The organism is Acrocarpospora corrugata (genome assembly GCF_009687845.1).
Classification (GTDB): domain Bacteria; phylum Actinomycetota; class Actinomycetes; order Streptosporangiales; family Streptosporangiaceae; genus Acrocarpospora; species Acrocarpospora corrugata.
Genome location: NZ_BLAD01000045.1, coordinates 142,916 through 164,798 on the forward strand (window position 1 = coordinate 142,916; position 21,883 = coordinate 164,798).

A 21,883-nucleotide genomic window follows, 5' to 3' on the forward strand; every position below is an offset into this window, starting at 1 on the left:
CATCGTTTCGCGCATCCGTTCGCCTCTCTACACACTGGATGCAATGCGTGCGTTTTGCACGCAATAAATATGCATTATGCACGCATCGATGGCAAGGTGTAGCCATGACCGCAGTTGGTGGAGGGCCGGAGTTCTTCCGGCTGGTGCGTTTCTGGTCCCGCAGATGGACGGCGGGATTCATCAGCCAGGCGCCCGAGGATCCGCACTGCCAGCAGGTCATGGTCGTGGAGGCGGTCGACTCGGCGGCCAGGAACGGCGGCGAGGTCACGGTGGCCGCCGTCGCCCACCAGCTGGGAATCGACCGGTCGACGGCGAGCAGGATGATCAGCGACGCCGTCGCGGCCGGATGCCTCCAGCGGGAGGAATCCGCCGCGGACGCCCGCCGGGCGCCGGTCTCACTGACCGACCAAGGCCGTCAGGTCCTCGACGGATCACACAACTGGCAGCAGCAGGTGTTCGACCGGCTGATCGCGGACTGGGAACCAGCTGACCGGCAACGACTGGCCGGCTATCTCAGGCGGCTGACGGATCAGACCGACACGTGAACGCCGGGCGGAAGCTCTGCCAGCGCGGGGTCAGCGCGCACTCCGGCGCGGTCAGCGCGTCAGGTATGCTCCAGTAGCTAAATTTGGCTACCGACTCATCCACCGCCTCGAACACGGCGCTTTCCAGATGGCCGACGAAGAACAACAGCTCGGGGGCGATGAGGCTCACACTCCCAAGCCATGATCAGAACCGGCACCGCCAAGGCGGGTCCGCTCGCGGTTCAACGGCGACGGCACGCGGCTCGCGTCCTGCGGGGACGATCGCACAGTGCGGGTGTGGGAGGTGGCGACCGGCCGTGCCGTGCGGCCGCTGACCGGTCACCGCGGCTTCAGCCCGGACGGGCCACCGAACCGCCGGGAAGTCCGCCGATCCGAAAGATCGGCCATGAACAGAGAGCTACCTTCCGCCCAGCGGAATCTCGAACCAGACGGCTTTGCCCTCTTTGGTCGGGCGTGAGCCCCACCGGCGGGCCAGCTGGTCCACGAGGTAGAGCCCGCGCCCGCCTTCGTCGTTCTCGCCCGCGCTGCGGATCCGGGGCAGCCGGAGGTCCTGGTCGAAGACCTCGACCCAGATGGACTCGTCCCCCCGCCGCAGCCGCAGCGTGAACTCCTTGTCGTTGGCGATCTCCTCGTCCAAACCGGGCACGTCCCAGGACTCGTCGAACGGCAGCGGCGGGCCGTCGAGCGCGAGTTCCCGACGGGGAACGCTGGCCGCGGCCGCGTGCAGGACCACGTTGGTGACCACTTCGGAGACGAGCAGGCAGGCCAGGTCGCCGCGTTCCTCGGAGACGTTCCAGCTGGCGAAGGCTTCTGCGGCCATCCGGCGGGCTTCGCCGACCATGATCGGCTGCGCGGGGAAGGTGCGTTCCTCGAATTCGAGCTCGGTGGCGACCGAGCGGACGACCAGGATGGCCATGTCGTCGTCGATCTCGCCGGGCACGGCCACGGTGGCGGTGTCGGCTATTCGTTCCACCGACTCGCCGGCGATCTTGGCGACCTTGTCGCAGAGGATCTGCAGGGTCTCGTCGTCGGACAGGGACGGCTCGTCGGTGCCGCGGGCGGGGCGGCGGTCGACCAGGCCGTCGGTGTACAGGAGCAGGGTGGCGCCGGGCGGCAGGACCCGGGTCTCCTCCTTGTAGACGAGGTCGGCGTGCATGCCGGAGGCCCGCACGCCCAGCGGCTGGCCGACTTCGGTGATGTCGAGTTCGGTGACGCTGCCGTCCACGATCAGCAGCGGCGGCGAGTGACCGGCGTTGGCGAAGGACAGCTGCCGGGACCAGGCGTCGTACACCATGTACTGGCAGGTGACGATCGGCGGGCTGGTGACGTCGGCGCCGAAGTCGTCGCGTTCCGGGGCGGCGACGACCCTGGTCCACTCGTCGAGCCGGGCCAGGATGTCGGCGGGCGGCTTGTCGTCCTGGGCGAAGGCGCGCAGCGCGGCCCTGAGCTGGCCCATCACGGCGGCGGCTTTGGCGCCGCGGCCCTCGACGTCGCCGATGACGATGCCGACGCGGCCGGCGGAGAGCGGGATCACGTCGTACCAGTCGCCGCCGACCTGGGTCTGGATGCCCTGGCCGTGGCTGGCCAGGGGGGCGGCGGGGTAGTAGCGGACGGCGATCTCCAGGCCGTCCAGCATGGGCAGTTCGCGCGGGAGCAGGTGCTTCTGGAAGGACTCGGCGGTGTGCCGTTCCTCCTCGAACAGCAGCGCGTTGTCCACCGCGAGGGCGACCCGGGTGGCGATGGCCCCGACGAAGTCGCGGTCGAAGGCGTCGTAGTGGGGGGAGCGCCGGTCGGTGAGGTTGGACATCGCCAGGTACATCAGGCCGAGCGTCTCGCCGCGCGCGCACAGCGGCGCGACGATCGCCGAGGTCATCCCGATCTCGCCGCAGACGCGGGCCGCGCCCTCGCTCGGGGAGGGGTAGCTGACCTGGGAGAAGTCCTCGACCAGGATGGTCTCCTGGCGGCGCAGGGCGGCGTCGCCGTAGTGGCCCTGCGGGTAGCGGACCTCGGCGCCGACCGGGAGCCAGGTGTCCGGCGGCGGGGTCCAGCCGTTGACGTGGGTGGACACCTTGCGGATCAGCCGGTCCCCCTCCATCAACTCGATGAAGCAGTGGTCGGCGAACTGCGGGACCAGCATCTCGGCGACCCGGTTGAGGGTCTCCTCCACATACAGCGAGCCGGCCAGCCGTTCGCCGATGCGTTCCAGCAGGCCGAACCGGTCCTTCTCCCGCTCGTTGCTGCGCATCGCCTCACGGGCGGTGATCACGATCCCGGTCACAGAGCCGGACGGATGACGCATCGGCACAGCCTGAGCGCGCACGTAGATCATCGTGCCGTCCATCCGGACGACGTCGAACGTACCCTCCCAGACGCCGCCCTTCAGGACGTGTTTGGCCAGGTCGACGGCGAGCGGATGGTCCTTCTCCATGATCCCGAGGGAGAGCACGTCGTCCAGGCCGGTGTGACCGGGCCGGCCGAACAGACGCTCCGCGAACGGGTTCCAGTAGAGGACGTTGCTGAACCGGTCGGTGACGACGACCGCCATCTCCGCGTGGTCAAGGACCGCCCCGGCGGAAAGATGGTCGGCAGTGTCCTGCGACAGATCCCCCCAACGTTTCATCCAACGACCACCCCTCGGGGCATGCGGGCCACGGGTGCTCCTGCCTGAACAGAGCTAGTGCTGTCGTGGGAGAGGAGGGGCTCCCGAGAAGGACCGCTGGGATCAGCGTCTGGTGACGAATACATGCGTGGCGACATCACGCGGCAGCTCCGCGAGAGTGTTGTCCGCTTCGTCGTCACCTGTCACCCGCACACCATCGTCGCTCGCCGCGAGCGTCACCTCGCGTCCGGGTTGTATCCCAACTTGCTTGAGTTTAAGCATCACAGCGGGATCGCTTTGCACTTGTTCGCTAATTCGGCGAACCACAACGGGTATATCTCGGGGTCCGGCCAGATCAGACATTGCCGAGACCGCCTCATATTCCTCCAAACTGGACGCGCCAAGCTCGTCCAGGCCGGGGATGGGGTTGCCGTGCGGGCACTCGGTGGGGTTGTCCAGCAGCTTGACCAGCCGCGCCTCCACCGAGTCGGACATGACGTGCTCCCACCGGCACGCCTCGATGTGCACTTCTTCCCACGGCATCCCGATCACCTGGATCAGCAGGCACTCGGCCAGGCGGTGCTTGCGCATCACCCTGATCGCGAGCGTGCGCCCGAGGTCGGTCATGGTGAGGTGCCGGTCGCCCTCCACTTTGACCAGACCGTCGCGCTCCATCCGCGCGACCGTCTGGCTGACCGTGGGGCCGCTCTGCTGTAGTCGTTCGGCGATGCGCGCGCGCAGCGCGACGATGCCTTCCTCTTCCAGCTCATAGATCGTCCGGAGATACATCTCCGTGGTGTCGATCAGGCCGTGTGCGGTCACAACGTCTTCCTCCCGGTCTGCCCTCGATGCTACGACCTACCAGCTGGTTCAGCCGACGTCGGCGGCGAACCGGTGCACGATTGGCAACGTGCGAGGGACCTGAATCCTTCCATGCCCGGGGCTGGTACGGGACCACCTCACGATCGAACCTGATAACGGCGGAACGAGGGCACCGCCAGCCCCACCACCACCACCGTCACCGCGCACAGCAGACCGCCGCCCACCCAGGCGGGAACCAGCCCGAAGGTGGACGCGGTGGTGCCCGCGCGGAGATCGCCCAGCCTCGGCCCGCCGGCCACGACGACGAAGAAGACGCCCTGCAGCCGGCCGCGCATCGCGTCCGGCGCGTACGTCTGCAGGATCGTCTGCCGCCAGACGGCGGAGACCAGGTCCGCGAAGCCGCTGAAGGCGAGCAGCAGCACCATCAGCCAGAGCGCCTGGGCCAGCCCGGCCACGGCCACGGTGACCCCCCACACCGCGATCACGGCGGTCAGCGCCAGGCCCTGCCGCCGGACCCGGCCGACCCAGCCGGAGAAGACCCCGCCCACCACCGCGCCGAGGGCGATGGCCGCCGACAGCCAGCCGTACGCGATGCCGGAGCCGCCGAACCGGAGCGCGGTCATCTCCGGGTAAAGGGCGCGGGGCATCGCGAAGGACATGGCGATGATGTCGACCACGAACGACATCAGCACGACCGGGGTGGCCATGATGTAGCGCAGCCCGCCGGCCACCGCGCCGAGGCCGGGGGCGGTCACCTCGCCGAGCGGCTCCAGCCGGGGCAGCCGGATGGCCGCGTAGAGGCTGGCGGTGAACAGGACGGCGTCGATCAGGTAGGCCCAGCCGTACCCGCCGCCGGCCAGGATGAAGCCGCCGAGCAGCGGGCCGAGCACCGAGGAGATGCTGCTGAACAGGAAGTTGAGGGTGTTGGCTGCGGGCACCAGCTCGGTGGAGACCAGCCGGGGGATGATCGCGTTCCGGGTGGGCGAGGAGATGGCGAAGCCGGTGGACTGAACGCCCACCGCCGCCAGGATCACCCACACGTTCTGGAAGGTGAACGCGTTGGCCAGCAGGACCAGGGTGGCGCTCCAGCTGATCAGGGACGCGGTCAGCAGCAGTTTGCGGCGGTCCACGGCGTCGGCGATGGCGCCGCCCCACAGGCCGAACACGATCAGCGGGACCAGGGCGACCGGGCCGAGCATGCCGACCCAGAGCGAGGAACCGGTCAGCGCGAACACTTCCGCGCTGACCGCGACGGCGGTGAGCTGGAACCCGACGAAGGCCACCGCCTGTCCGGCCAGCAGCCGCCGATAGTCGGGAATGTGGATCGGTCTCGTGTCGACGAAGTGCCGCCGGAGGAGACTTTTTACCAAGCTCACGACCAGCTAGCCTGCCACGTCACGAAATATCGCCCATGGCCAGGGTCAGGAGTCAAGGTGCCAGACGCTCCTGAACCCATTTATCGCCGGTACGGCGGTAGCGGATCCGGTCGTGCAACCGGTCGGCCCGCCCCTGCCAGAACTCGATCTCCTTGGGCACCACCCGGATGCCGCCCCAGAAGTCCGGCACCGGCGGATCCTCCGGCCAGCGCTCGGCCAGTTCGGCGAACCGGTCGTCCAGCTCCTGCCGGGAGCGCAGCACCGCCGACTGCCGGGAGGCCCACGCGCCGATCCGCGACCCGTACGGCCGGGACCGGAAGTAGGCGGCGCTCTCCTCCCGCGCGACCCGAACGGCCGACCCCTCCACCCGCACCTGCCGCCGCAGTGGATGCCACGGGAAGAGCAGGCAGGCGCGCGGATTCTCGGCCAGATCGCGCCCCTTGCGGGACTCGTAGTTGGTGAAGAACGTGAAACCTTGCTCGTCGAAGCCTTTCAGCAGAACTGTCCGGGCCGAGGGTCTTCCCCCGGCGGAGCTGGTTGCCACGATCATGGCATTGGGTTCTGGGAGCCCGGCGTCGACGGCGTCGGCGAACCACCTGGTGAACTGCGTCACCGGGTCGTCGGCCACGTCGATCAACGGCTCGCCGTGGTAGCTGCGGCGGAGCCCGGCCAGGTGCGATCTGCTATCCACGAAAAGGTATTCTTGCGCGCTTGGTTGATGTCCGACGCACCACCCCCTACCTGGGACGACGGCGTTCGGGAGGGACCGGGGGCGACCCGCAGGACCGCGGGAGGTTAAATTGACCCGCCGGTATCTCGACATCAAGGCTTTTGACTTCACAAGAGAGGGAGGCGGCCGAGAGTGTCCGACTTTAAACCCGGGCTCGAAGGCGTGGTGGCTTTCGAGACCGAGATCGCGGAACCGGACAAAGAAGGGGGCGCCCTGCGATACCGGGGCGTCGACATCGAGGAGCTGGTCGGCCGGGTCTCCTACGGGAACGTATGGGGACTGCTGGTCGACAACGAGTTCCAGCCGGGACTCCCCCCGGCCGAGCCGTACCCCGTTCCTGTCCATTCCGGTGACATCCGGGTAGACGTGCAGAGTGCGCTGGCCATGCTGGCGCCCGCGTACGGCTTCCGGCCACTGCTCGACATCGACGACGCCCAGGCCCGCGACGATCTCGCGCGCGCCTCGGTGACGGCGCTGTCGTTCGTCGCCCAGTCCGCCCGTGGGCTCGGCCTGCCGATGGTGCCGCAGCGCCGGGTGGACGAGGCGGAGACCATCGTCGAACGTTTCATGATCCGCTGGCGGGGTGAGCCCGATCCGCGGCATGTGAAGGCCATCGACGCGTACTGGACTTCGGCCGCCGAGCACGGCATGAACGCCTCCACGTTCACCGCGCGGGTGATCGCCTCGACCGGCGCGGACGTGGCCGCGGCCCTGTCCGGCGCGGTGGGCGCCATGTCGGGCCCGCTGCACGGCGGCGCGCCGGCCCGGGTGCTGCACATGATCGAGGGCGTCGAGCAGATGGGCGACGCCAAGAAGTACGTGCAGAGCGAGCTGGACAAGGGCCAGCGGCTGATGGGCTTCGGCCACCGGGTGTACCGGGCCGAGGACCCGCGGGCGCGGGTGCTCCGGCGGACCGCCAGGGAGCTGGACGCGCCTCGCTACGAGGTGGCGGCGGCGCTGGAGACGGCCGCGCTGGAGGAGCTTCACGCGCGCAAGCCGGACCGGGTGCTCGCCACCAACGTGGAGTACTGGGCCGCGGTCATCCTGGACTTCGCCCAGGTTCCTTCGCACATGTTCACTTCGATGTTCACCTGCGCCCGCACGGCCGGCTGGGCCGCCCACATCCTGGAACAGAAGCGCACGGGCAGGCTCGTCCGCCCCAGCGCGACCTATGTGGGCCCGCCGCTGCGCTCGGTCTCCGACGTTCCCGGCGCCGCCGACCTGGTCGTCTAGCACTGATGTGATCAGCCCGCGGCTCAGCGAGCCGCGGGCTCTGTCGTGCAACGGACGTCTAGTTCAGCCGTATCTGTGGCTTTGGCGTCCACAGTGCATTTGCCGCGTAGGACGGGCACGGATTTGCCTGGCTCGCTGGAGAACAGCCAGAGTTCGCGCGGGAGCGCGGTGTGGAAATCAGCGTCGGTGGAGAAGTAGAAGCTCCCGGTGGCTCCCTGGATCTGGCCGTCCACCCCCAGCCCGCGCAGGTTGTAGGCCACGCTCTGGGCGATATTCACCGAGGGGTCAACTGTTGTGGCCTTGATCTGGTCGATCGCGCTGGTGATGGCAAGGAGCGCGTCGTAGCCCATCCTGGCGTGCACCCGCGACACCGAACGGCCGCGTTCGGGCAGCACCTCCCGGATCCACGCCTCGATCTCCCGTTGCGTGTCGTTGATCGCCCCGGAACCGTCCTGCTCGGCGCGGGCGTCGTTGAGCGCGATGAACGAGATCTCCGGATTGTTGACCGATGTCCCATCCGCCAGGATCTGCGCCAGCCGCCCGGTCACCTCGTCCCCGGCGAGTACCCGCACCTCGTCGTCGCACTGGTGTTCCTTCGTGTCCATCAGGTTCCCCAGATAGCTGGAACGCCCGGTGTAGAAGAGCACCGCCGCGCCGTCCTGGCACGCCTGGTCGACCTGCGCGGTGAGCTGGTTCTCGTCCCGGAAGACGTACCGGCGGGATTTGGCGTAGATCGCGCCGTTGGGCGTGGTGAGGCCGTCGGCCAGGTCGCTGCTGTACAGCTCGCGTTTGCGCTCGTCGACCTCCAGCAGGATGGCGACCTTGTCGGCCGGGACCTTCGCGCCGCCGGGCAGGCCCTGCTGCAACCAGTATTCGGCGGCCTTGGCCTGGGCCGAGTTGGGGGCGGCCATCCGGAAGAAGGACGGGGACGGCTTCCTGCCGTACACCAGCGGGGTGGTGTCGGCGGTGTTGGTGGTGCTCAGCATCGGCATGTGCGCGTCGCTGAGCAGCCGGATCGCCTCCTGCGTCTCGGTACGGCTCCAGGCGAACCCGATCGCCCCGGCGATGTCCGGATCCCCGGCCGCCCGGTCTTTGATCATCTGGGCCGCGTACCCGGCGCTGACGAAGTCCTGGCCCGCGTTGGCGAACTCGACCCTGATCTGCCAGCTGTGCAGCCGGTTGTAGGCCAGCTGGCGGGCCGCGATCCCGGCCAGCTCCCCCGCCGAGCCGCTGATCTGGTCGCCGCCGCTCCGGTTGGTGGTCAGCGGGCCCAGGTAGAAGACCGTGATCACCCGCTGGCCGTCCTGGACCTCGCGGTTCTGCCGCTGGATCCGCTCCAGGACCGGGGCCAGCAGCAGGTCAGGTTCGATCTCGTTGAGGTTGTCGCTGAGGCCGACGCACTGGCGCTCGACCTCGCGTAACCCGTCGCCGCAGCCGATCCAGGTCTGGCCGACCACCGCGATCGGCCCGAAAGCGAGCAGCGCGACCACCGCCCAGTAGCCGAAGGCCCGCAACGGCGTAGGGCGAAATGCCCCCATGTCAGAGAGGTCAGACTCATTCACGGTGACGGGGATGAAGAGTTCGGGCCGCCTGGCCCGCCAGTCCTCGACCGCCTCCGGGAGACGCTCCAGCGGCCGGACCGGCGGGGCGACCGGCAGCGGCGGATCCCCGGCGGCCAGCACCAGCATCGGCGGGTGGGCGCCGGTGTCGGCGATGACCTCGCGCATCACGCCCAGGAACCGGGCGCCGCCAGGTCCCGGCTCCGGCAGGACCAGCAGGCAGTACCAGCCGCGGCCCCAGCTCGGCCAGGGGATGAACCATTTCTGGTACGCCTGCCGCAGATCCTGGAACATCGCGTAGACGAGCAGCTTGTCCAGGTCCGGGGCGGCGGCCAGGCGGAGCGCGTACTTGTGCCGCGACTCGAATCGTTTCCGGCGAAGATTCTCGTACCGGTGGCGGCGGAACCAGCCGGAGAAGAAGGTGCCCCTGATCGACAGGGCCGCCTGCACGGCGGTGCCGGCGGCGGCCACCACCAGGCCGACCACCCAGGGGATCAGCGACAGCAGGTCGACGACGTCCCACCCGGCCAGCAGGGCCACGGCCATGCCGAGCGGCACCCAGGTGGTGGCGGCCCGGACCACGAAATCGGCGGCGGTCCTGCGGACCCGGCGTTCGCCGTACCGTTCCCAGCGCCATTTCCGGTAGCGGGCCCGGAATTCGTCCTGGGCTTTGCGTGATTCCGGCGCGGGCGGCCACGCGCCGCTCCATTCCTCCGGGCGCAGGACGCGCTGTTCCCTGGCCCAGAGCACGAACTGGACGAGCGGAAATCGCGGCGCGGGCAGGAACGAACCGCCGACCGACGCGCCCAGGTCCCCGTTCTCCCCCGCCAGCGCGTTGACCAGCGCCCACACGTCCCGAAGCTCTTCACCCTCCGGCGCCGCGTACGGCAGGCCGCCCTTGAACGGCTCCGCCAGCGCCAGCGCGGTGGCCGCGGATTCCTCGCCGACCAGCAGCAGGACCGGCAGCGCGGGGTCCCGCCGCCAGAAGGAGGGCCGCCGCAGCAACCCCTCCAGCACCCCGTGCAGGCGCCGTTGATCCGCCGCGATCATCCCCATCCTTCCGCCCATCCCCTATTCAATTTACCCCCAACTACCATTGGGGGTAAATCTCCCAGTAACCACCCTTAAGGGTTTATTGTCAATCAATGTCCCTTGAGTCAGGAATGTTAAGGATCACATAATTCCCGGACAAATGCCTTTAAGTCACGGGAGCGTTCATGGCCAAAAACGGACCGGACCGGGGAGTGAGCAGGCGGGGATTCCTCGCCGGCCTAGGAGCGGGGGCTGGGGCCCTGACCCTGGCCCCGGCCGAGGCGATAGCCAAGGTCGTTACCACACAATCCGGTGGAATGGCGGTCGCCTCCGACCGTTTCGGACGTATCTTTAACCTGCCGCCGTTCGCCGATTTCAACGCGTCGAGCCTGCGCCCCGCCCTGGTCGAGATGGGCCGCGCTGGCGGCATCGTCGACGCCAAGGATCCGCTGGCCGAAGGCCCGATCCGGCTGATCACGAACCCGGAGCTCAGCCCCAACAACCTGGACAACCCCACCCACACCGCCGGGGTCACCTTCTTCGGCCAGTTCCTCGACCACGACATGACGTTCGACCGGGCCTCACCCCTGGGCACCGTGACCGCGCCGGAGACCAGCCCCAACACCCGCACGCCCGGCCTGGACCTGGACTCGGTCTACGGCCGCGGCCCGGTCGCCGACCCGCAGCTGTACAACCCCGCCGACCCCGCCAAACTCAAGGTGGAGAGCGGCGGCCTGTTCGAGGACCTGCCCAGGATGGCCGGCGGCCAGGCCATCATCGGCGACCCGCGCAACGACGAGAACCTGATCATCTCCGGCCTGCACTGCGCGTTCCTGCTGTTCCACAACCGGGTCGTCGACCAGCTGCGCGCCCAGGGCCAGAGCGGGAACGTCTTCGCCGCCGCCCAGCAACTGGTCCGCTGGCACTACCAGTGGATCATCCTGCACGAGTTCCTGCCCCTGATCATCGGCCAGGACGTGGTCAACTCCATCCTCTTCGGCGGACGCCGGTTCTACCGCCCGGCGCCGGGCCAGCAGTTCATCCCGGTGGAGTTCCAGGGTGCCTGCTACCGCTTCGGGCACAGCATGGTGCGGCCCTCCTACCGGGCCAACCTGGCCGGCAACAGCGACGGCTCGGCCTTCTTCGGCTTCATCTTCGACCCGGCGGGGCAGGGCCAGGCCGACCCCGTGGACCTGCGCGGCGGGGCCAGGGCGCCGCGGCGCTTCATCGGCTGGCAGACCTTCTTCGACTTCGGCGACGGCGCGGTCCGGCCCAACAAGCGGATCGACACCAAGATCTCGACCCCGCTGTTCAACCTGCCGCTGGGCGCGATCGCGTCCGGCGAGCCGCCGACCTCGCTGGTGCAGCGCAACCTGCTGCGCCACGTGACCTGGTCGATGCCGTCCGGCCAGAACATCGCGCGGGCGATCGGCGTCCCGGCACTGGAAGCCCAGCACTTCCCGGAGCTCCAGGCGCTCGGGCACGGCCTGCCCGCCAGCACCCCGCTCTGGTACTACATCCTCAAGGAGGCCGAGATCGGGGGCGGCCTGAAGCTGACCGGCGTCGGCGCCCGGATCGTCGGCGAGGTCTTCATCGGCCTGCTCCAGCTGGACAACAACTCCTACCTGCGCACCAACCCGAGCTGGGTGCCCACCCTGCCGCGCCGCTCCGGCCCGGCGGGTGACTTCAAGGTCATCGATCTGCTCACTTTCGCCCGGGTGGACCCGACGTCACGCGGGCAGTAGTCAGCCCGGCACGAGGCCCTGGCGGTAGGCGTTCGTCAGGGCCTCCGGGCGGTTGCGCGCGCCCAGCTTGCGGAACAGGCGGCCCTGGGTGTTCTCCACGGTCTTGACCGAGATGCCGAGTGAGCGGGCGGTCTGCTGGAGGGTGTGGCCGGTGGCGATCGAGTCGAGAATGTCGCGTTCCCGGGCGCTCAGCTCCGGGGACGGGCCGGCCGGGAGGCGGGTGCCGGCCATGATGACGTAGCCGTGGGCGACCATGGCCAGCGTGGTGCAGAGCAGGTCGGGCACGTCCTCCAGCCAGACCAGGGCGCGGGCGCCGTACCGCATCGCCTCCTGGACCAGGCCGTCGCCCGGCCGTACCGACGGGATCACCACCACCGGGGCGCGGAGTTTGGTGGTGGCCAGCCAGTCGTGCGGGGCCGGATCCATCAGCACCGTGATGAACCGGCCCCGCCAGCGCCAGAGGGCGGGGTCGAGTTCGGGGGTGAGCACGAACGGGCGGCCGTGGCCGAGCAGGGCCTGGGTGACCCGGTCCACCGGCGCGCCGGGGCGGGCGTGCACGACCACCATCTCGGTCTCGTCCCGGTCCTTGGGCGGGGTCTTGAACAGGCCGAGCGTGATGGCCTGGGAGACGGCCTGGCTCTGGTGGGTGACGCCGAGCTTCTGGTATAGGCGGCGTTTGTGGCCTTCCACCGTGGACGCGCTGATCCCGAGCTGCGCGGCGATGTGTTTCACGCTGCTGCCCGCGCCGATCAACGAGAGCACGGTGAGTTCGCGCTCGGAGAGGGTGCCAACCGAATCGGCCATATTTGATCACACTTCGCTAGGCGGAGTGGGAGCGCTCTTCACCGCGAACAATGGGAGCTCCAGCGGGTTACGTCAAGGGGGAGCTCCATCTCAGGATGCGGACCTGCGTCTGGACCACCTGGCCCGCTCAGTAGGCTTGGTTGAGTGGCTGACATCGTGATTCCCGCTGACATCAAGCCCGCCGACGGCCGCTTCGGCTGCGGGCCCTCCAAGGTACGTTCCGAGCAGCTGGCGGCCCTCGCCGGGCCGGGCGCGAGCCTGATGGGCACCTCGCACCGCCAGCAGCCGGTCAAGCACCTCGTCGCCAGGATCAGGTCCGGCCTGGCCGACCTGTTCACCCTGCCCGAGGGCTACCAGGTCGTGCTCGGCAACGGCGGCACCACCGCGTTCTGGGACATCGCGGCGCACGGACTGGTCCGGGCGAAATCCCAGCACCTGCACTTCGGCGAGTTCTCCAGCAAGTTCGGCTCCGTGGTCAAGCGGGCGCCCTGGCTGGCCGACCCGTCCATCATCTCGGCCGAGGTCGGCAGCCACCCGCTGCCGGTCGAGGAGGCGGGGGTGGACGTGTACGCGCTGACCCACAACGAGACCTCCACCGGCGTGGCCATGCCGATCTCCCGGGTCGGCTCCGGCGACTCGCTGGTCCTGGTGGACGCCACCAGCGGCGCGGGCGGCCTGCCGGTCAAGGCCGAGGACTTCGACGTGTACTACTTCGCGCCGCAGAAGAGCTTCGCCTCCGACGGCGGCCTCTGGCTGGGCCTGTTCTCCCCGGCCGCGCTGGCCAGGGTCGACGAGATCGCCGGCTCCGGGCGCTACATTCCGGAGTTCTTCAGCCTGCCGATCGCGATCGACAACTCCGCAAAGGACCAGACGTACAACACCCCCGCGGTGGCCACGCTGATCCTGCTGGCCGAGCAGATCGAGTGGATGAACGGCAACGGCGGGCTGGCCTGGACCACGGCCAGGACCGCGGACTCAGCCTCCCGGCTCTACACCTGGGCCGACAAGACCGCCTACACCTCGCCGTTCGTGGCCGACCCGGCGCAGCGTTCCAACGTGGTCGGCACGATCGACTTCGACGACTCGGTGGACGCGGCGGCGGTGGCCAAGGCGCTGCGCGCCAACGGCATCGTGGACACCGAGCCCTACCGCAAGCTGGGCCGCAACCAGCTGCGGGTGGCCATGTTCCCGGCCGTCGACCCGGCCGACGTCGAGGCGCTGACCGTCTGCGTCGACTACGTGGTGGAGCGGCTCTAGTCGCTCGGACCGGGCGGGGGCACCCAGCCGGGCGGTTGCTCGGCCGGGCCCCGCCCGGCACGGCGGGCCAGCTCGTCCAGCAGGCGCAGGGCGTCGTCCAGGTCGACGCTCTGCGCGAACCTGGTCAGCACCGGCGACCGGTCGGGGCTCTCGGCCAGCGCGTCCAGCATCAGCTCGGTGAGGTGCTCGGCACGGGAGCGGGCCGCGCCGTAGCGGAAGGCCTTGCGTTCTGGGGCGCGGCTCAGCAGGCCCTTGCGGACCAGGCGCTCGGCCACGGTCTGGATCGTGGTGTACGCCAGCGGCTTCTCGGCGCCCTCGTTGAGCTGCTCCTGGATCTCACGGATCAACAGGGACTTCTTGGCGTCCCAAACCACGTCCATGATCGCACGTTCCAGGGGACCCAAATTCACAAGAACAATTGTGTCAGTACTCCCGCCTGCGGCGCAGCAGCCAGGCGGCGGCGACTCCGCCGATCAGCCCGAACAGGTGGCCCTGCCAGGAGATTCCCTCTTCTCCGGGCAAAATTCCGAAAATAATGGAGTAGTACATGACCGCGACGACGACGGCGAGCACGATGTCGAGAATCCGTCGGTCGAAAAGCCCACGCCCCACGACATATCCGAAATAGCCGAATACCAGGCCGCTGGCCCCCAGGGTCACCGTGTTCGGCGGCGCGACCAGCCAGACCCCAAGCCCGCTCACCACGATGATGATCAGGCTCGCGCCCAGGAACCGGCCGACGCCCCGGATCGCGGCCAGGAACCCCAGGATCAGCAGCGGCAGCGAGTTCGCGATCAGGTGCGGGAAGCCCGCGTGCAGGAACGGCGCGGCGAAGATGCCGACCAGGCCCTCCGGATCCCGGGCCACGATGCCGTACTGATCCAGCGCGCCATCCTGGACGTAGTCGATGATTTCGAGCACCCACATGCCGCCGACCAGGAACAGCATGACGATGACGCTGCCCAGGGCGCCGGCCAGCAGGCTGGCGGTGCGCTCCCGGGGGGTCCGGATCGGGGGAAGTCCGTCGCTCATGCCTTTACCGTACGCAGTTCGGGCCATGAGCGCGGACTACCCCTGGGACTCGGGCTTACTCGCCGCGCCAGTTGGGCGCGCGTTTCTCGGCGAAAGCCGCCGCGCCCTCCATCGCGTCCTTGGATCCGAAGATCGGATTGACGATCGCGCTCTGGTTGGCGAACATCTCCCCGGTCGGCCAATCCTGGGACTCCAGGATGATCTTCTTGGTCGCCGCCAGCGCCAGCGGCGCGTTCGCCGCGATCTTCCTGGCCAGCTCCAGGGCCCCCGCCAGCGCCTCCCCGGCCGGCGTGACCCGGTTCACCAGGCCCAGCTCGTACAGGCGCGCCGCCGGATAGTGATCGCCGGTGAGCGCGATCTCCATCGCCACGTGGTACGGAATCCGCCGGGGCAGCCGCATGATCCCCCCGGCGGCGGCGACCAGGCCCCGCTTGGGCTCCGGCAGCCCGAACTTGGCCTCCTCCGACGCCACCACCAGGTCGCAGGCCAGCGCCAGCTCGAAGCCGCCCGCCAGCGCGTACCCCTCCACGGCGGCGACCAGCGGCTTCTTCGGCGGCGACTCGACCAGGCCGCCGAACCCGCGGCCCTCCAGCATCGGGAAGTCCCCGGTCAGGAAGCCCTTCAGGTCCATCCCGGCGCAGAAGGTGCCGCCCGCGCCGGTGAGGACCAGCGCGGCCACGTCCGCCCGCCCGTCCAGCTCGTCCACGGCGGCGGCGATCCCGCGCGCCACCGCGCCGTTGACGGCGTTCCTGGCCTTCGGCCGGTTGATCGTGATGACCGCGACGCCGCCGTCGGTCTCTACCAGAACCTCGTCAGACACGGGACCTCACTTGGGCTGGAATCGGATGCCGCCGTCGAAGCGAATGACTTCGCCGTTCATGTAGTCGTTCTCTATCAGGGAACGGACCAGCTGGCCGAACTCCGACGCGCGGCCCATCCGCTTCGGGAACGGCACCGGCGCCGACAGCTGCGCCTTGAACGCGTCCGACTCGGGCCCGGATCCGTAGATCGGGGTGTCGATGATGCCGGGGCAGATCGTCAGCACCCGGACGCCGATGGCGGCCAGGTCGCGGGCGGCGGGCAGGGTCATGCCGATGATGCCGCCCTTGGACGCCGAATAGGCCACCTGCCCGGTCTGGCCCTCCAGCCCGGCCACCGACGCGGTGTTGATGACCACGCCGCGCGCCTTGTCCTCGCCCACCGGGTCGGTCTTGGCCATCGCGGCCGCGCCGATCCGCATCAGGTTGAAGGTCCCGATCAGGTTGATGTCGATCACCTTGCGGTAGGGCGCGAGGTCGTGCGGCGAGCCGTCCCTGTTCACGGTCCGGGCGGCCCAGCCGATGCCGGCGCTGCTGACCACCGCGCGCAACGGCCGGCCGGTCGCCACCGCGGCGTCCACGGCGGCCTGCACGGAACTCTCGTCCGCCACATCCGTGCGGACGAAGACGCCGCCCAGTTCGTCGGCGAGCGCCTTGCCGCGCTCCTCGTTCAGGTCGGCGATGACCACGGTCGTGCCGATGCCCGCCAGTTCCCTGGCCGTGGCCTCGCCGAGACCGCTGGCACCGCCCGAGATGATTGCTGCTGCATCCTTCAGGTCCATAGCCGGACCCTAACCTGCCAACCGAATGAAGTTCTACTCGGGGTGCCCCAAAATTGCCGTGTCGACATCCGGATACACCTTGATCCGCCGGTCCAGCCCGGTGGTCCGCAGGATCCGGGCCACCGGCGCCTGGGGCGCGGCCAGCGTCACCCCACCGCCCTCACTCGTGGCCAGCCGCCACGCCTCGATCAGTACGCTCAGACCACTCGAATCCATGAACGACAGCGAGGTGAGGTCGAGCACCAGGACGGCGCCATCCTGCTTGATGGCGTCCCGGACCTCATCGCGCAGGAAGGGTGCGGTGAACAGATCGAGTTCGCCCTCGACGGCCACCACGACGGCACCGGAGAGTGATCTCCGCGCAAGCCGCAGCTTCATGTTGTACCTCCTCCGCGAGGCCCACTTTACTTGCGCATCACCGTGAGTGAGGTCCGGGAATCAGGTCCCCGACGCGGGGATCGCGAATCCGTACGGCAGTTCCAGCCGGTGGGCGGTGAGCAGGGCCTCGTCGGCGAGCAGGTCGCGGGTCGGGCCGTCGGCGGCGATCACGCCGTCGGAGAGGATTAGGGCGCGCTCGCACAGTTCGAGGGCGTAGGGCAGATCATGCGTGACCATCAACACCGTCACGTCCAGATTTTTCAGGATCTCGGCCAGCTCCCGGCGGGAGGCCGGGTCGAGGTTGGAGGAGGGCTCGTCCAGGACGAGGATCTCGGGGTCCATCGCCAGGACGGTGGCCACGGCGACCCGTCTGCGCTGGCCGAAGGAGAGATGGTGGGGCGGGCGGTCGATCGCGTCCCGCATGCCGACCCGGTCCAGCGCTTCGGCCACCCGGCGGTCGAGTTCCGCGCCCCGGACGCCCAGGTTGGCCGGGCCGAAGGCGACGTCCTCCCGGACCGTCGGCATGAACAGCTGGTCGTCCGGGTCCTGGAAGACCAGGCCGACCCGGCGCCTGATCTCGCCCATCGTCTCCTTGCCGACCTGGAGCCCCGCCACCCGGACCAGGCCGTGCCCGGCCGTCAGGATCCCGTTCAGGTGCATGACCAGCGTGGTCTTGCCCGCGCCGTTCGGCCCGAGCAGCGCCACCCGCTCGCCGCGGGCGATCGTCAGGTTCACCCCGAACAGGGCCTGCGTCCCGTCGGGATAGGCGTACGCGAGGTCACGGACTTCGAGCGTCATGACAGAAACAGTACGGCCGCCGCCGCGACGGGCAGCGCCGCAGCCGTCAACCACTGCCCCACATCAGCCGAAATTTCGCGATATATGGGCATCGTCCCGGTGTATCCCCTGCTCAGCATGGCCAAGTGCACGCGTTCCCCCCGTTCGTACGACCGGATGAAGAGCGCGCCCGCGGACTTGGCCAGGACCGGAGCCTGGCGGAGGTTCCTGGCCTGGAACCCGCGTGACTCGCGGGCGACCTTCATCCGGCGCATCGCGTCCAGCACCACGTCCAGGTAGCGGAGCATGAACGTGGCGATCTGCACCAGCAGTTGCGGCATGCGCAGCCGCTGCGCGCCCAGCAGCATGGCCCTGGGCTCGGTCGTCGCCGCCAGCAGGATCGACGCGATCACCCCCAGCGTGGCCTTGGCCAGGATGTTCCAGCTCGCCCAGAGCCCGTCCACGCTGAGCGAGATCCCCCAGAACGTCACCCGCTCCCCCAGCCCGATGACCGGGATCGCGAACGCGAACAGCACGAACGGCAACTCGACCACCATCCGCCTGAGCACGAACCTGGCCGGCACCCGGGCCACCGCCGCGACCGCCGCCAGCAGCAGCAGGTACCCCCCGAACACCCAGAACCGCTCCCGTGGCGTGGCCACCACCACGACGGCGAACGCGACCACGGCGACCAGCTTGCACTGCGGCGGCAGCCGGTGCACAACCGTGTCGCCGGCCCGGAACAGCTGGTGGTGGTGCCCCGCGCCCACCTAGGTGGCGGCTTTCCGCGCCCGCGTGACGCCGGGCCTCACGTGGTGACCTTCCGCCTGCGGCGCAGCGCGTACCCGATCCCGAGGCCGACGGCCAGCGTGATCAGCACGCCGATCACCCCCGCGACGCCTACCGGGATGCCGCCCACGTCGCCGTAGTCGGCCAGCGCGAACCCGCCGAACAGGTGGTCGCCCGCCTGGCCGAGGAAACCCTTGTCCTCGGCGACCCGCTCCAGGCCGTCAGGCGAACCGGAGGCGAAGAAGCTGACCACCCCGGCCAGCAGCAGCGACACGATGCCCGCGCCCACCAGGAACGGCCGGATCGGCTTGGCCTGGGGCTCCTCGGGGGCCGTCACGACCTGCTCGCCCGTCGCCGTTCGCAGCACCAGCGGCTTGGCCAGGCCGCGCGCGCCGTACACCAGGTCGGGGCGGACGGCCAGGACGCTGCTGACGGTGACCGCGGTGATCAGCCCCTCGCCGATGCCGATCAGCACGTGCACGCCGCCCATGGCGGCGGCGACCGAGCCCGCGTCGATGGGCGCGGTCCCGCCGATCGCGAAGAGCACCGCGAAGGCCAGCGCCGCCACCGGCACCGACACCAGCGCCGCCACGAACGACCCGGCCACGATGGCGGCCCGGTTCCGCGCGACCCGGGTGATGAGCCGGAAGACCCCCCACGCGACGGCCGCCGTCACGATCCCCATCAGGGTGATGTTGACGCCGAGCGCGGTCAGCCCGCCGTCGGCGAAGAAGAAGCCCTGCACGAGCAGCACCACCGCCACGCACAGCACGGCCGTGTACGGCCCGACGAGTATCGCCGCCAGCGCGCCCCCCAGCAGGTGCCCGCTGGTTCCGGCCGCGACCGGGAAGTTGAGCATCTGCACCGCGAAGATGAACGCCGCGACCAGCCCGGCCATCGGCGCGGTCCGGTCGTCGAGCTCCTGCTTGGCCCTGCGCAGCGCGACGCCCACTCCGGCGGCGGCCACCACGGCCGCCCCGATCGACACCGTCGCGGTGAAGAATCCATCGGGCACATGCACGGCAATACCTCCGCGTTTGCGAACTTTGACCACAACATTAGAGCAGTTGCAAACGATTCGCATTAACGGGGAGTACGGATCAAATGACGATCCGGCGAAGCGCGCGGCGGACCAGCGCGAGCATGCTCGCCCGCCGGACCGAGGTGCTCAGGCGATGGCTGACCGCCGTCGCGTACGGACGGGTGGTCCAGCGGGTGGTGCCCTGCCACCAGGTGCGGGCGCGCTCCAGCGACTTGGGCTCCCCCACTTTGACGGGAAATCTCGCCATAGGACCGCCCATGTCGAGCTCCAGGTAGGCGTCCCAGGTGCCGCGCCCGAGCGGGCTCGTCTCGGCGGCGAACGCCCGCGAACCCGTCGCCACTGCCTCCTCGTGGCGCTCCCGCCCGGTCCGCCGCTCCCGCCAGATCAGCCGCCGCACGGCCGCCGCCCCCGGCCTGCCCCCCACCATGACCTGCCCTTCGATCCGGAACCGCCGCTCCACCCACTCGGTGTGCGTCAACCGGACCGAGGCCGGCACCCGGACCACATGCCCGCCCACGTCCAGGCTCAGATTCCCGTACGGCCGCGTCAGATACGGCAACGCCACGACATTCCCCGTGAACCTCGGCACCGGCCGGGTGGAACGGCGGTCCCGGTCCGCGCCGAGGCGGCCGAGGCGGCGGATGCCCTCACACTCCACGACCACGAACACGTCCCAGATCCCGGTCTCCAGGTCGGTCACGTCGACCGAGGCGCTGAACAGATCGGCCACCCGGGTGACCGGGATCCTGCGTTCGGCCCGCCGGGAGCGCTCCTTCAGCAGCAGGCCGACCGATCCGTCGAAACCGGTCAGGGTGGCCGTGCCGGAGATCTGCAGGCGGTCGCCTTCCCAGGTCAGCGCGGTCAGGCGGCGGCGGAGGTGGGCGGCTTGCACGCGCGCGAGCCGTACCAGCCGGTCGGGGTCGGTCAGCGAGGTGACCCGGGCCTGGTCGGCGGCGCTCAGCCGGGCGCGGACCCCGTCGGTGAGCCACTCCTCGCACAGGTCGGCCACCTCGACGGCGATCTTCTCCCGGTCGGCCTCGGGGGCGGCCAGGAACGGCTCGCCCAGCTGGTGGAGCACGTCGAAGGTGAAGTGGCGGAGCAGCAGGTGGTCGCGGAGCGGGCCCGGCGGCACGTGTTCGAGCATCCGGCCGACCGGGATCCGGCACATCCGCAGCCAGGAGATCGGCTCGCGGCTGCCCGGCTCCTGCATCAGGCTGCTGCCGTCCTCGCGGGCCACCAGGTGGTAGCAGTCGTGGTCGGCGACCACGGAGATCACGTCGGCGTGGCAGTAGGCGTGCACGGCGAACTCCTGGTCCTCGCCGACCCGCAACGACTCGTCGAAGCGGATCCGGTGCCGGTCCAGCATGGCCTTGCGGAACAGTTTGAAGACGTTCAGGTTGTTGTAGACCGTGCTGCCCTGGAGGCTCACCCGGTCGGCACTGGCCCGGAACATCGACTCCGGCACCTTCCGGCCATGCCCGACGATCTTGCCCAGCACGATGTCGGAGCCGTTCCGGTCCGCCATCGCGAGCATCTTCTCCAGGGCCTGCGGCCCCAGGTAGTCATCGGCATCGCAGAAGAACACATACCGGCCACGCGCCCGGGCCAGCGCGCGGTTGCGCGCGCTGCCCGGGGTTCCGGTGTGCTCCTGATGGACGACAGTGATCGCCGGGTGATGCCGCGCATACAGCTCCAGCAGGGAGCGGCTCTCGTCGGTCGAACCGTCATCCACCACGATGATCTCTTTGCTGACCCGCTGGACCAGCAGGGAGGTCAGGCAACGATCAAGAAATGCGCGGCAGTTGTACGCGGGGACGAGCACGCTGACATCGACGGAGTAGTCACTTAGCGCATCCATTGCGTTTCATTATGTGACGCCGCGCAGGTCGGCCGGGCCGTCTTGACGATTTCCACACCTGGTCACGCGGGTGGGAGACCTCGTTCGGCGGGACGCCGACGCAGCAGGCGGCGAGCCGTGAACGCGACGACGATCAGGAGAAATCCCCCGATTCCCGCCAACAGGTACCACTGGCCGCCGCCGGACTCGCTCGGCAGACCGGCTGCCGCGGGTGCCAGCTGGTCGGAATGGGCCGAGCAGACGATCGGCCGGCCGGCGTCCCTGACCGCCGCGCAGGCCACGACCGCGAGCCGGCGCAGGTGCGCGGAGAGCTCCCCGACCTCGACCGTCGAGCTGAACCGGGCCTTCTCGCCCGCGGCCAGCGACCTGGACCACTCCAGGCGCTCGCTGGAGACCTCGGCCTCGGGCGTCGAAGAGAGCAGTCTGAGGCCGGGCACCATGTTCTGCGAGATCCACAGCGCCGGGCTCCCCACCGCCCCGGAGTTGGTGATCTCGGTGGTGTAGGTGAGCCGGTCGCCCTGCCGCACGACGGTCTGGCCGTTGTCGATGGCGATGTTCAACGCGAACGAGGGTTCCGGCTTCGGGGAGGGCGGCCCGGACGGCTGGGCGGCGGCCGTCCCGAGCGGCAGCGCGGCCAGCGCGACGGCCGCGACGGCGTGGATCAAAGAAGCCTTTTTTGACAGGCGAAATACCATCGATGAATAC

General features: G+C 69.5%; 21 protein-coding genes and 2 pseudogenes. 6 read left to right on the forward strand and 17 right to left on the reverse strand.

What is annotated here, in order from left to right:
- Positions 1 to 104 precede the first annotated feature (104 nt).
- Complete coding sequence (locus Acor_RS13190; protein ID WP_155336899.1) at positions 105 to 545, forward strand: MarR family winged helix-turn-helix transcriptional regulator; 441 nt, start codon at positions 105 to 107, stop codon at positions 543 to 545.
- On the opposite strand, the gene Acor_RS13195 is transcribed toward Acor_RS13190, so the two are convergent.
- Positions 514 to 714, reverse strand: coding sequence for a hypothetical protein (locus Acor_RS13195; protein ID WP_155336900.1), 201 nt, complete (start codon positions 712 to 714; stop codon positions 514 to 516). The genes Acor_RS13190 and Acor_RS13195 overlap by 32 nt on opposite strands.
- 54 nt (positions 715 to 768) lie before the next feature.
- Here Acor_RS13195 and Acor_RS46240 point away from each other — a divergent pair.
- A pseudogene (locus Acor_RS46240) lies at positions 769 to 1,002 on the forward strand (WD40 repeat domain-containing protein); the annotation flags it as partial.
- Here the strand turns inward: Acor_RS46240 and Acor_RS13200 are convergent.
- From Acor_RS13200 to pdxH, 4 genes are all read right to left on the reverse strand, one after another.
- On the reverse strand, positions 943 to 3,165 hold the full coding sequence (locus Acor_RS13200; protein WP_155336901.1) for an ATP-binding SpoIIE family protein phosphatase: 2,223 nt from the start codon (positions 3,163 to 3,165) through the stop codon (positions 943 to 945). The pseudogene Acor_RS46240 and the gene Acor_RS13200 overlap by 60 nt on opposite strands.
- A gap of 102 nt (positions 3,166 to 3,267) precedes the next feature.
- Positions 3,268 to 3,966, reverse strand: a complete 699-nt coding sequence (locus Acor_RS13205) for an iron-dependent transcriptional repressor DtxR (protein ID WP_155336902.1) — start codon at positions 3,964 to 3,966, stop codon at positions 3,268 to 3,270.
- Between the two features lie 137 nt (positions 3,967 to 4,103).
- A complete protein-coding gene (locus Acor_RS13210; protein WP_155336903.1) occupies positions 4,104 to 5,342 on the reverse strand; it encodes an MFS transporter in 1,239 nt (412 codons plus the stop codon).
- A 52-nt stretch (positions 5,343 to 5,394) separates the two neighbouring features.
- Complete coding sequence (gene pdxH / locus Acor_RS13215; RefSeq protein ID WP_246238623.1) at positions 5,395 to 6,033, reverse strand: pyridoxamine 5'-phosphate oxidase; 639 nt, start codon at positions 6,031 to 6,033, stop codon at positions 5,395 to 5,397.
- Between the two features lie 171 nt (positions 6,034 to 6,204).
- Between pdxH and Acor_RS13220 the strand changes: the two genes are divergently transcribed.
- Positions 6,205 to 7,305: a citrate synthase 2 gene (locus Acor_RS13220; RefSeq protein WP_155336905.1), complete on the forward strand. Its 1,101-nt coding sequence runs from the start codon at positions 6,205 to 6,207 to the stop codon at positions 7,303 to 7,305.
- A gap of 23 nt (positions 7,306 to 7,328) precedes the next feature.
- Here the strand turns inward: Acor_RS13220 and Acor_RS13225 are convergent, their stop codons facing one another.
- Positions 7,329 to 9,914, reverse strand: a complete 2,586-nt coding sequence (locus Acor_RS13225; protein WP_155336906.1) for an ABC transporter substrate-binding protein — start codon at positions 9,912 to 9,914, stop codon at positions 7,329 to 7,331.
- A 167-nt stretch (positions 9,915 to 10,081) separates the two neighbouring features.
- Between Acor_RS13225 and Acor_RS46245 the strand changes: the two are divergent.
- Positions 10,082 to 10,171, forward strand: a pseudogene (locus tag Acor_RS46245) (twin-arginine translocation signal domain-containing protein); the annotation flags it as partial.
- Between the two features lie 42 nt (positions 10,172 to 10,213).
- Entirely contained in the window at positions 10,214 to 11,641 is a 1,428-nt protein-coding gene (locus tag Acor_RS13230) for a peroxidase family protein (RefSeq protein ID WP_246238624.1), read from the forward strand.
- Here the strand turns inward: Acor_RS13230 and Acor_RS13235 are convergent, their stop codons facing one another.
- Complete coding sequence (locus Acor_RS13235) at positions 11,642 to 12,445, reverse strand: response regulator transcription factor (RefSeq protein WP_155336908.1); 804 nt, start codon at positions 12,443 to 12,445, stop codon at positions 11,642 to 11,644.
- A 144-nt stretch (positions 12,446 to 12,589) separates the two neighbouring features.
- On the opposite strand from Acor_RS13235, the gene serC reads away from it, so the two are divergent.
- Entirely contained in the window at positions 12,590 to 13,702 is a 1,113-nt protein-coding gene (gene serC, locus Acor_RS13240; RefSeq protein WP_155336909.1) for a phosphoserine transaminase, read from the forward strand.
- On the opposite strand, the gene Acor_RS13245 is transcribed toward serC, so the two are convergent.
- The 10 genes from Acor_RS13245 to Acor_RS13290 form a co-directional block, all read right to left on the reverse strand.
- The gene (locus tag Acor_RS13245; protein ID WP_281353212.1) at positions 13,699 to 14,112 is read right to left on the reverse strand and encodes a BlaI/MecI/CopY family transcriptional regulator; all 414 of its coding nucleotides are present in this window, start codon (positions 14,110 to 14,112) and stop codon (positions 13,699 to 13,701) included. The genes serC and Acor_RS13245 overlap by 4 nt on opposite strands.
- Positions 14,113 to 14,125: 13 nt before the next feature.
- Positions 14,126 to 14,734, reverse strand: a complete 609-nt coding sequence (locus tag Acor_RS13250) for a rhomboid family intramembrane serine protease (RefSeq protein ID WP_155336911.1) — start codon at positions 14,732 to 14,734, stop codon at positions 14,126 to 14,128.
- Between the two features lie 55 nt (positions 14,735 to 14,789).
- Positions 14,790 to 15,554 (reverse strand): crotonase/enoyl-CoA hydratase family protein, encoded by a 765-nt coding sequence (locus Acor_RS13255; RefSeq protein WP_155336912.1) that lies wholly within the window; start codon positions 15,552 to 15,554, stop codon positions 14,790 to 14,792.
- A 6-nt stretch (positions 15,555 to 15,560) separates the two neighbouring features.
- Positions 15,561 to 16,334 carry an SDR family NAD(P)-dependent oxidoreductase gene (locus Acor_RS13260; RefSeq protein WP_155336913.1) on the reverse strand — a complete coding sequence of 258 codons (774 nt, stop codon included), beginning with the start codon at positions 16,332 to 16,334 and terminating at the stop codon, positions 15,561 to 15,563.
- Positions 16,335 to 16,367: 33 nt separating this feature from the next.
- Complete coding sequence (locus tag Acor_RS13265; RefSeq protein ID WP_030451563.1) at positions 16,368 to 16,712, reverse strand: STAS domain-containing protein; 345 nt, start codon at positions 16,710 to 16,712, stop codon at positions 16,368 to 16,370.
- A gap of 60 nt (positions 16,713 to 16,772) precedes the next feature.
- Complete coding sequence (locus Acor_RS13270; RefSeq protein WP_155336914.1) at positions 16,773 to 17,510, reverse strand: energy-coupling factor ABC transporter ATP-binding protein; 738 nt, start codon at positions 17,508 to 17,510, stop codon at positions 16,773 to 16,775.
- Positions 17,507 to 18,259 (reverse strand): cobalt ECF transporter T component CbiQ, encoded by a 753-nt coding sequence (gene cbiQ, locus Acor_RS13275; RefSeq protein ID WP_155336915.1) that lies wholly within the window; start codon positions 18,257 to 18,259, stop codon positions 17,507 to 17,509. The genes Acor_RS13270 and cbiQ overlap by 4 nt, the downstream gene beginning before the upstream one ends.
- A 38-nt stretch (positions 18,260 to 18,297) precedes the next feature.
- On the reverse strand, positions 18,298 to 19,299 hold the full coding sequence (locus Acor_RS13280; protein ID WP_155336916.1) for an energy-coupling factor ABC transporter permease: 1,002 nt from the start codon (positions 19,297 to 19,299) through the stop codon (positions 18,298 to 18,300).
- Between the two features lie 79 nt (positions 19,300 to 19,378).
- On the reverse strand, positions 19,379 to 21,178 hold the full coding sequence (locus tag Acor_RS13285) for a glycosyltransferase (RefSeq protein ID WP_155336917.1): 1,800 nt from the start codon (positions 21,176 to 21,178) through the stop codon (positions 19,379 to 19,381).
- A 62-nt stretch (positions 21,179 to 21,240) separates the two neighbouring features.
- Positions 21,241 to 21,843: a DUF11 domain-containing protein gene (locus tag Acor_RS13290; RefSeq protein WP_170316903.1), complete on the reverse strand. Its 603-nt coding sequence runs from the start codon at positions 21,841 to 21,843 to the stop codon at positions 21,241 to 21,243.
- Positions 21,844 to 21,883 lie beyond the last annotated feature (40 nt).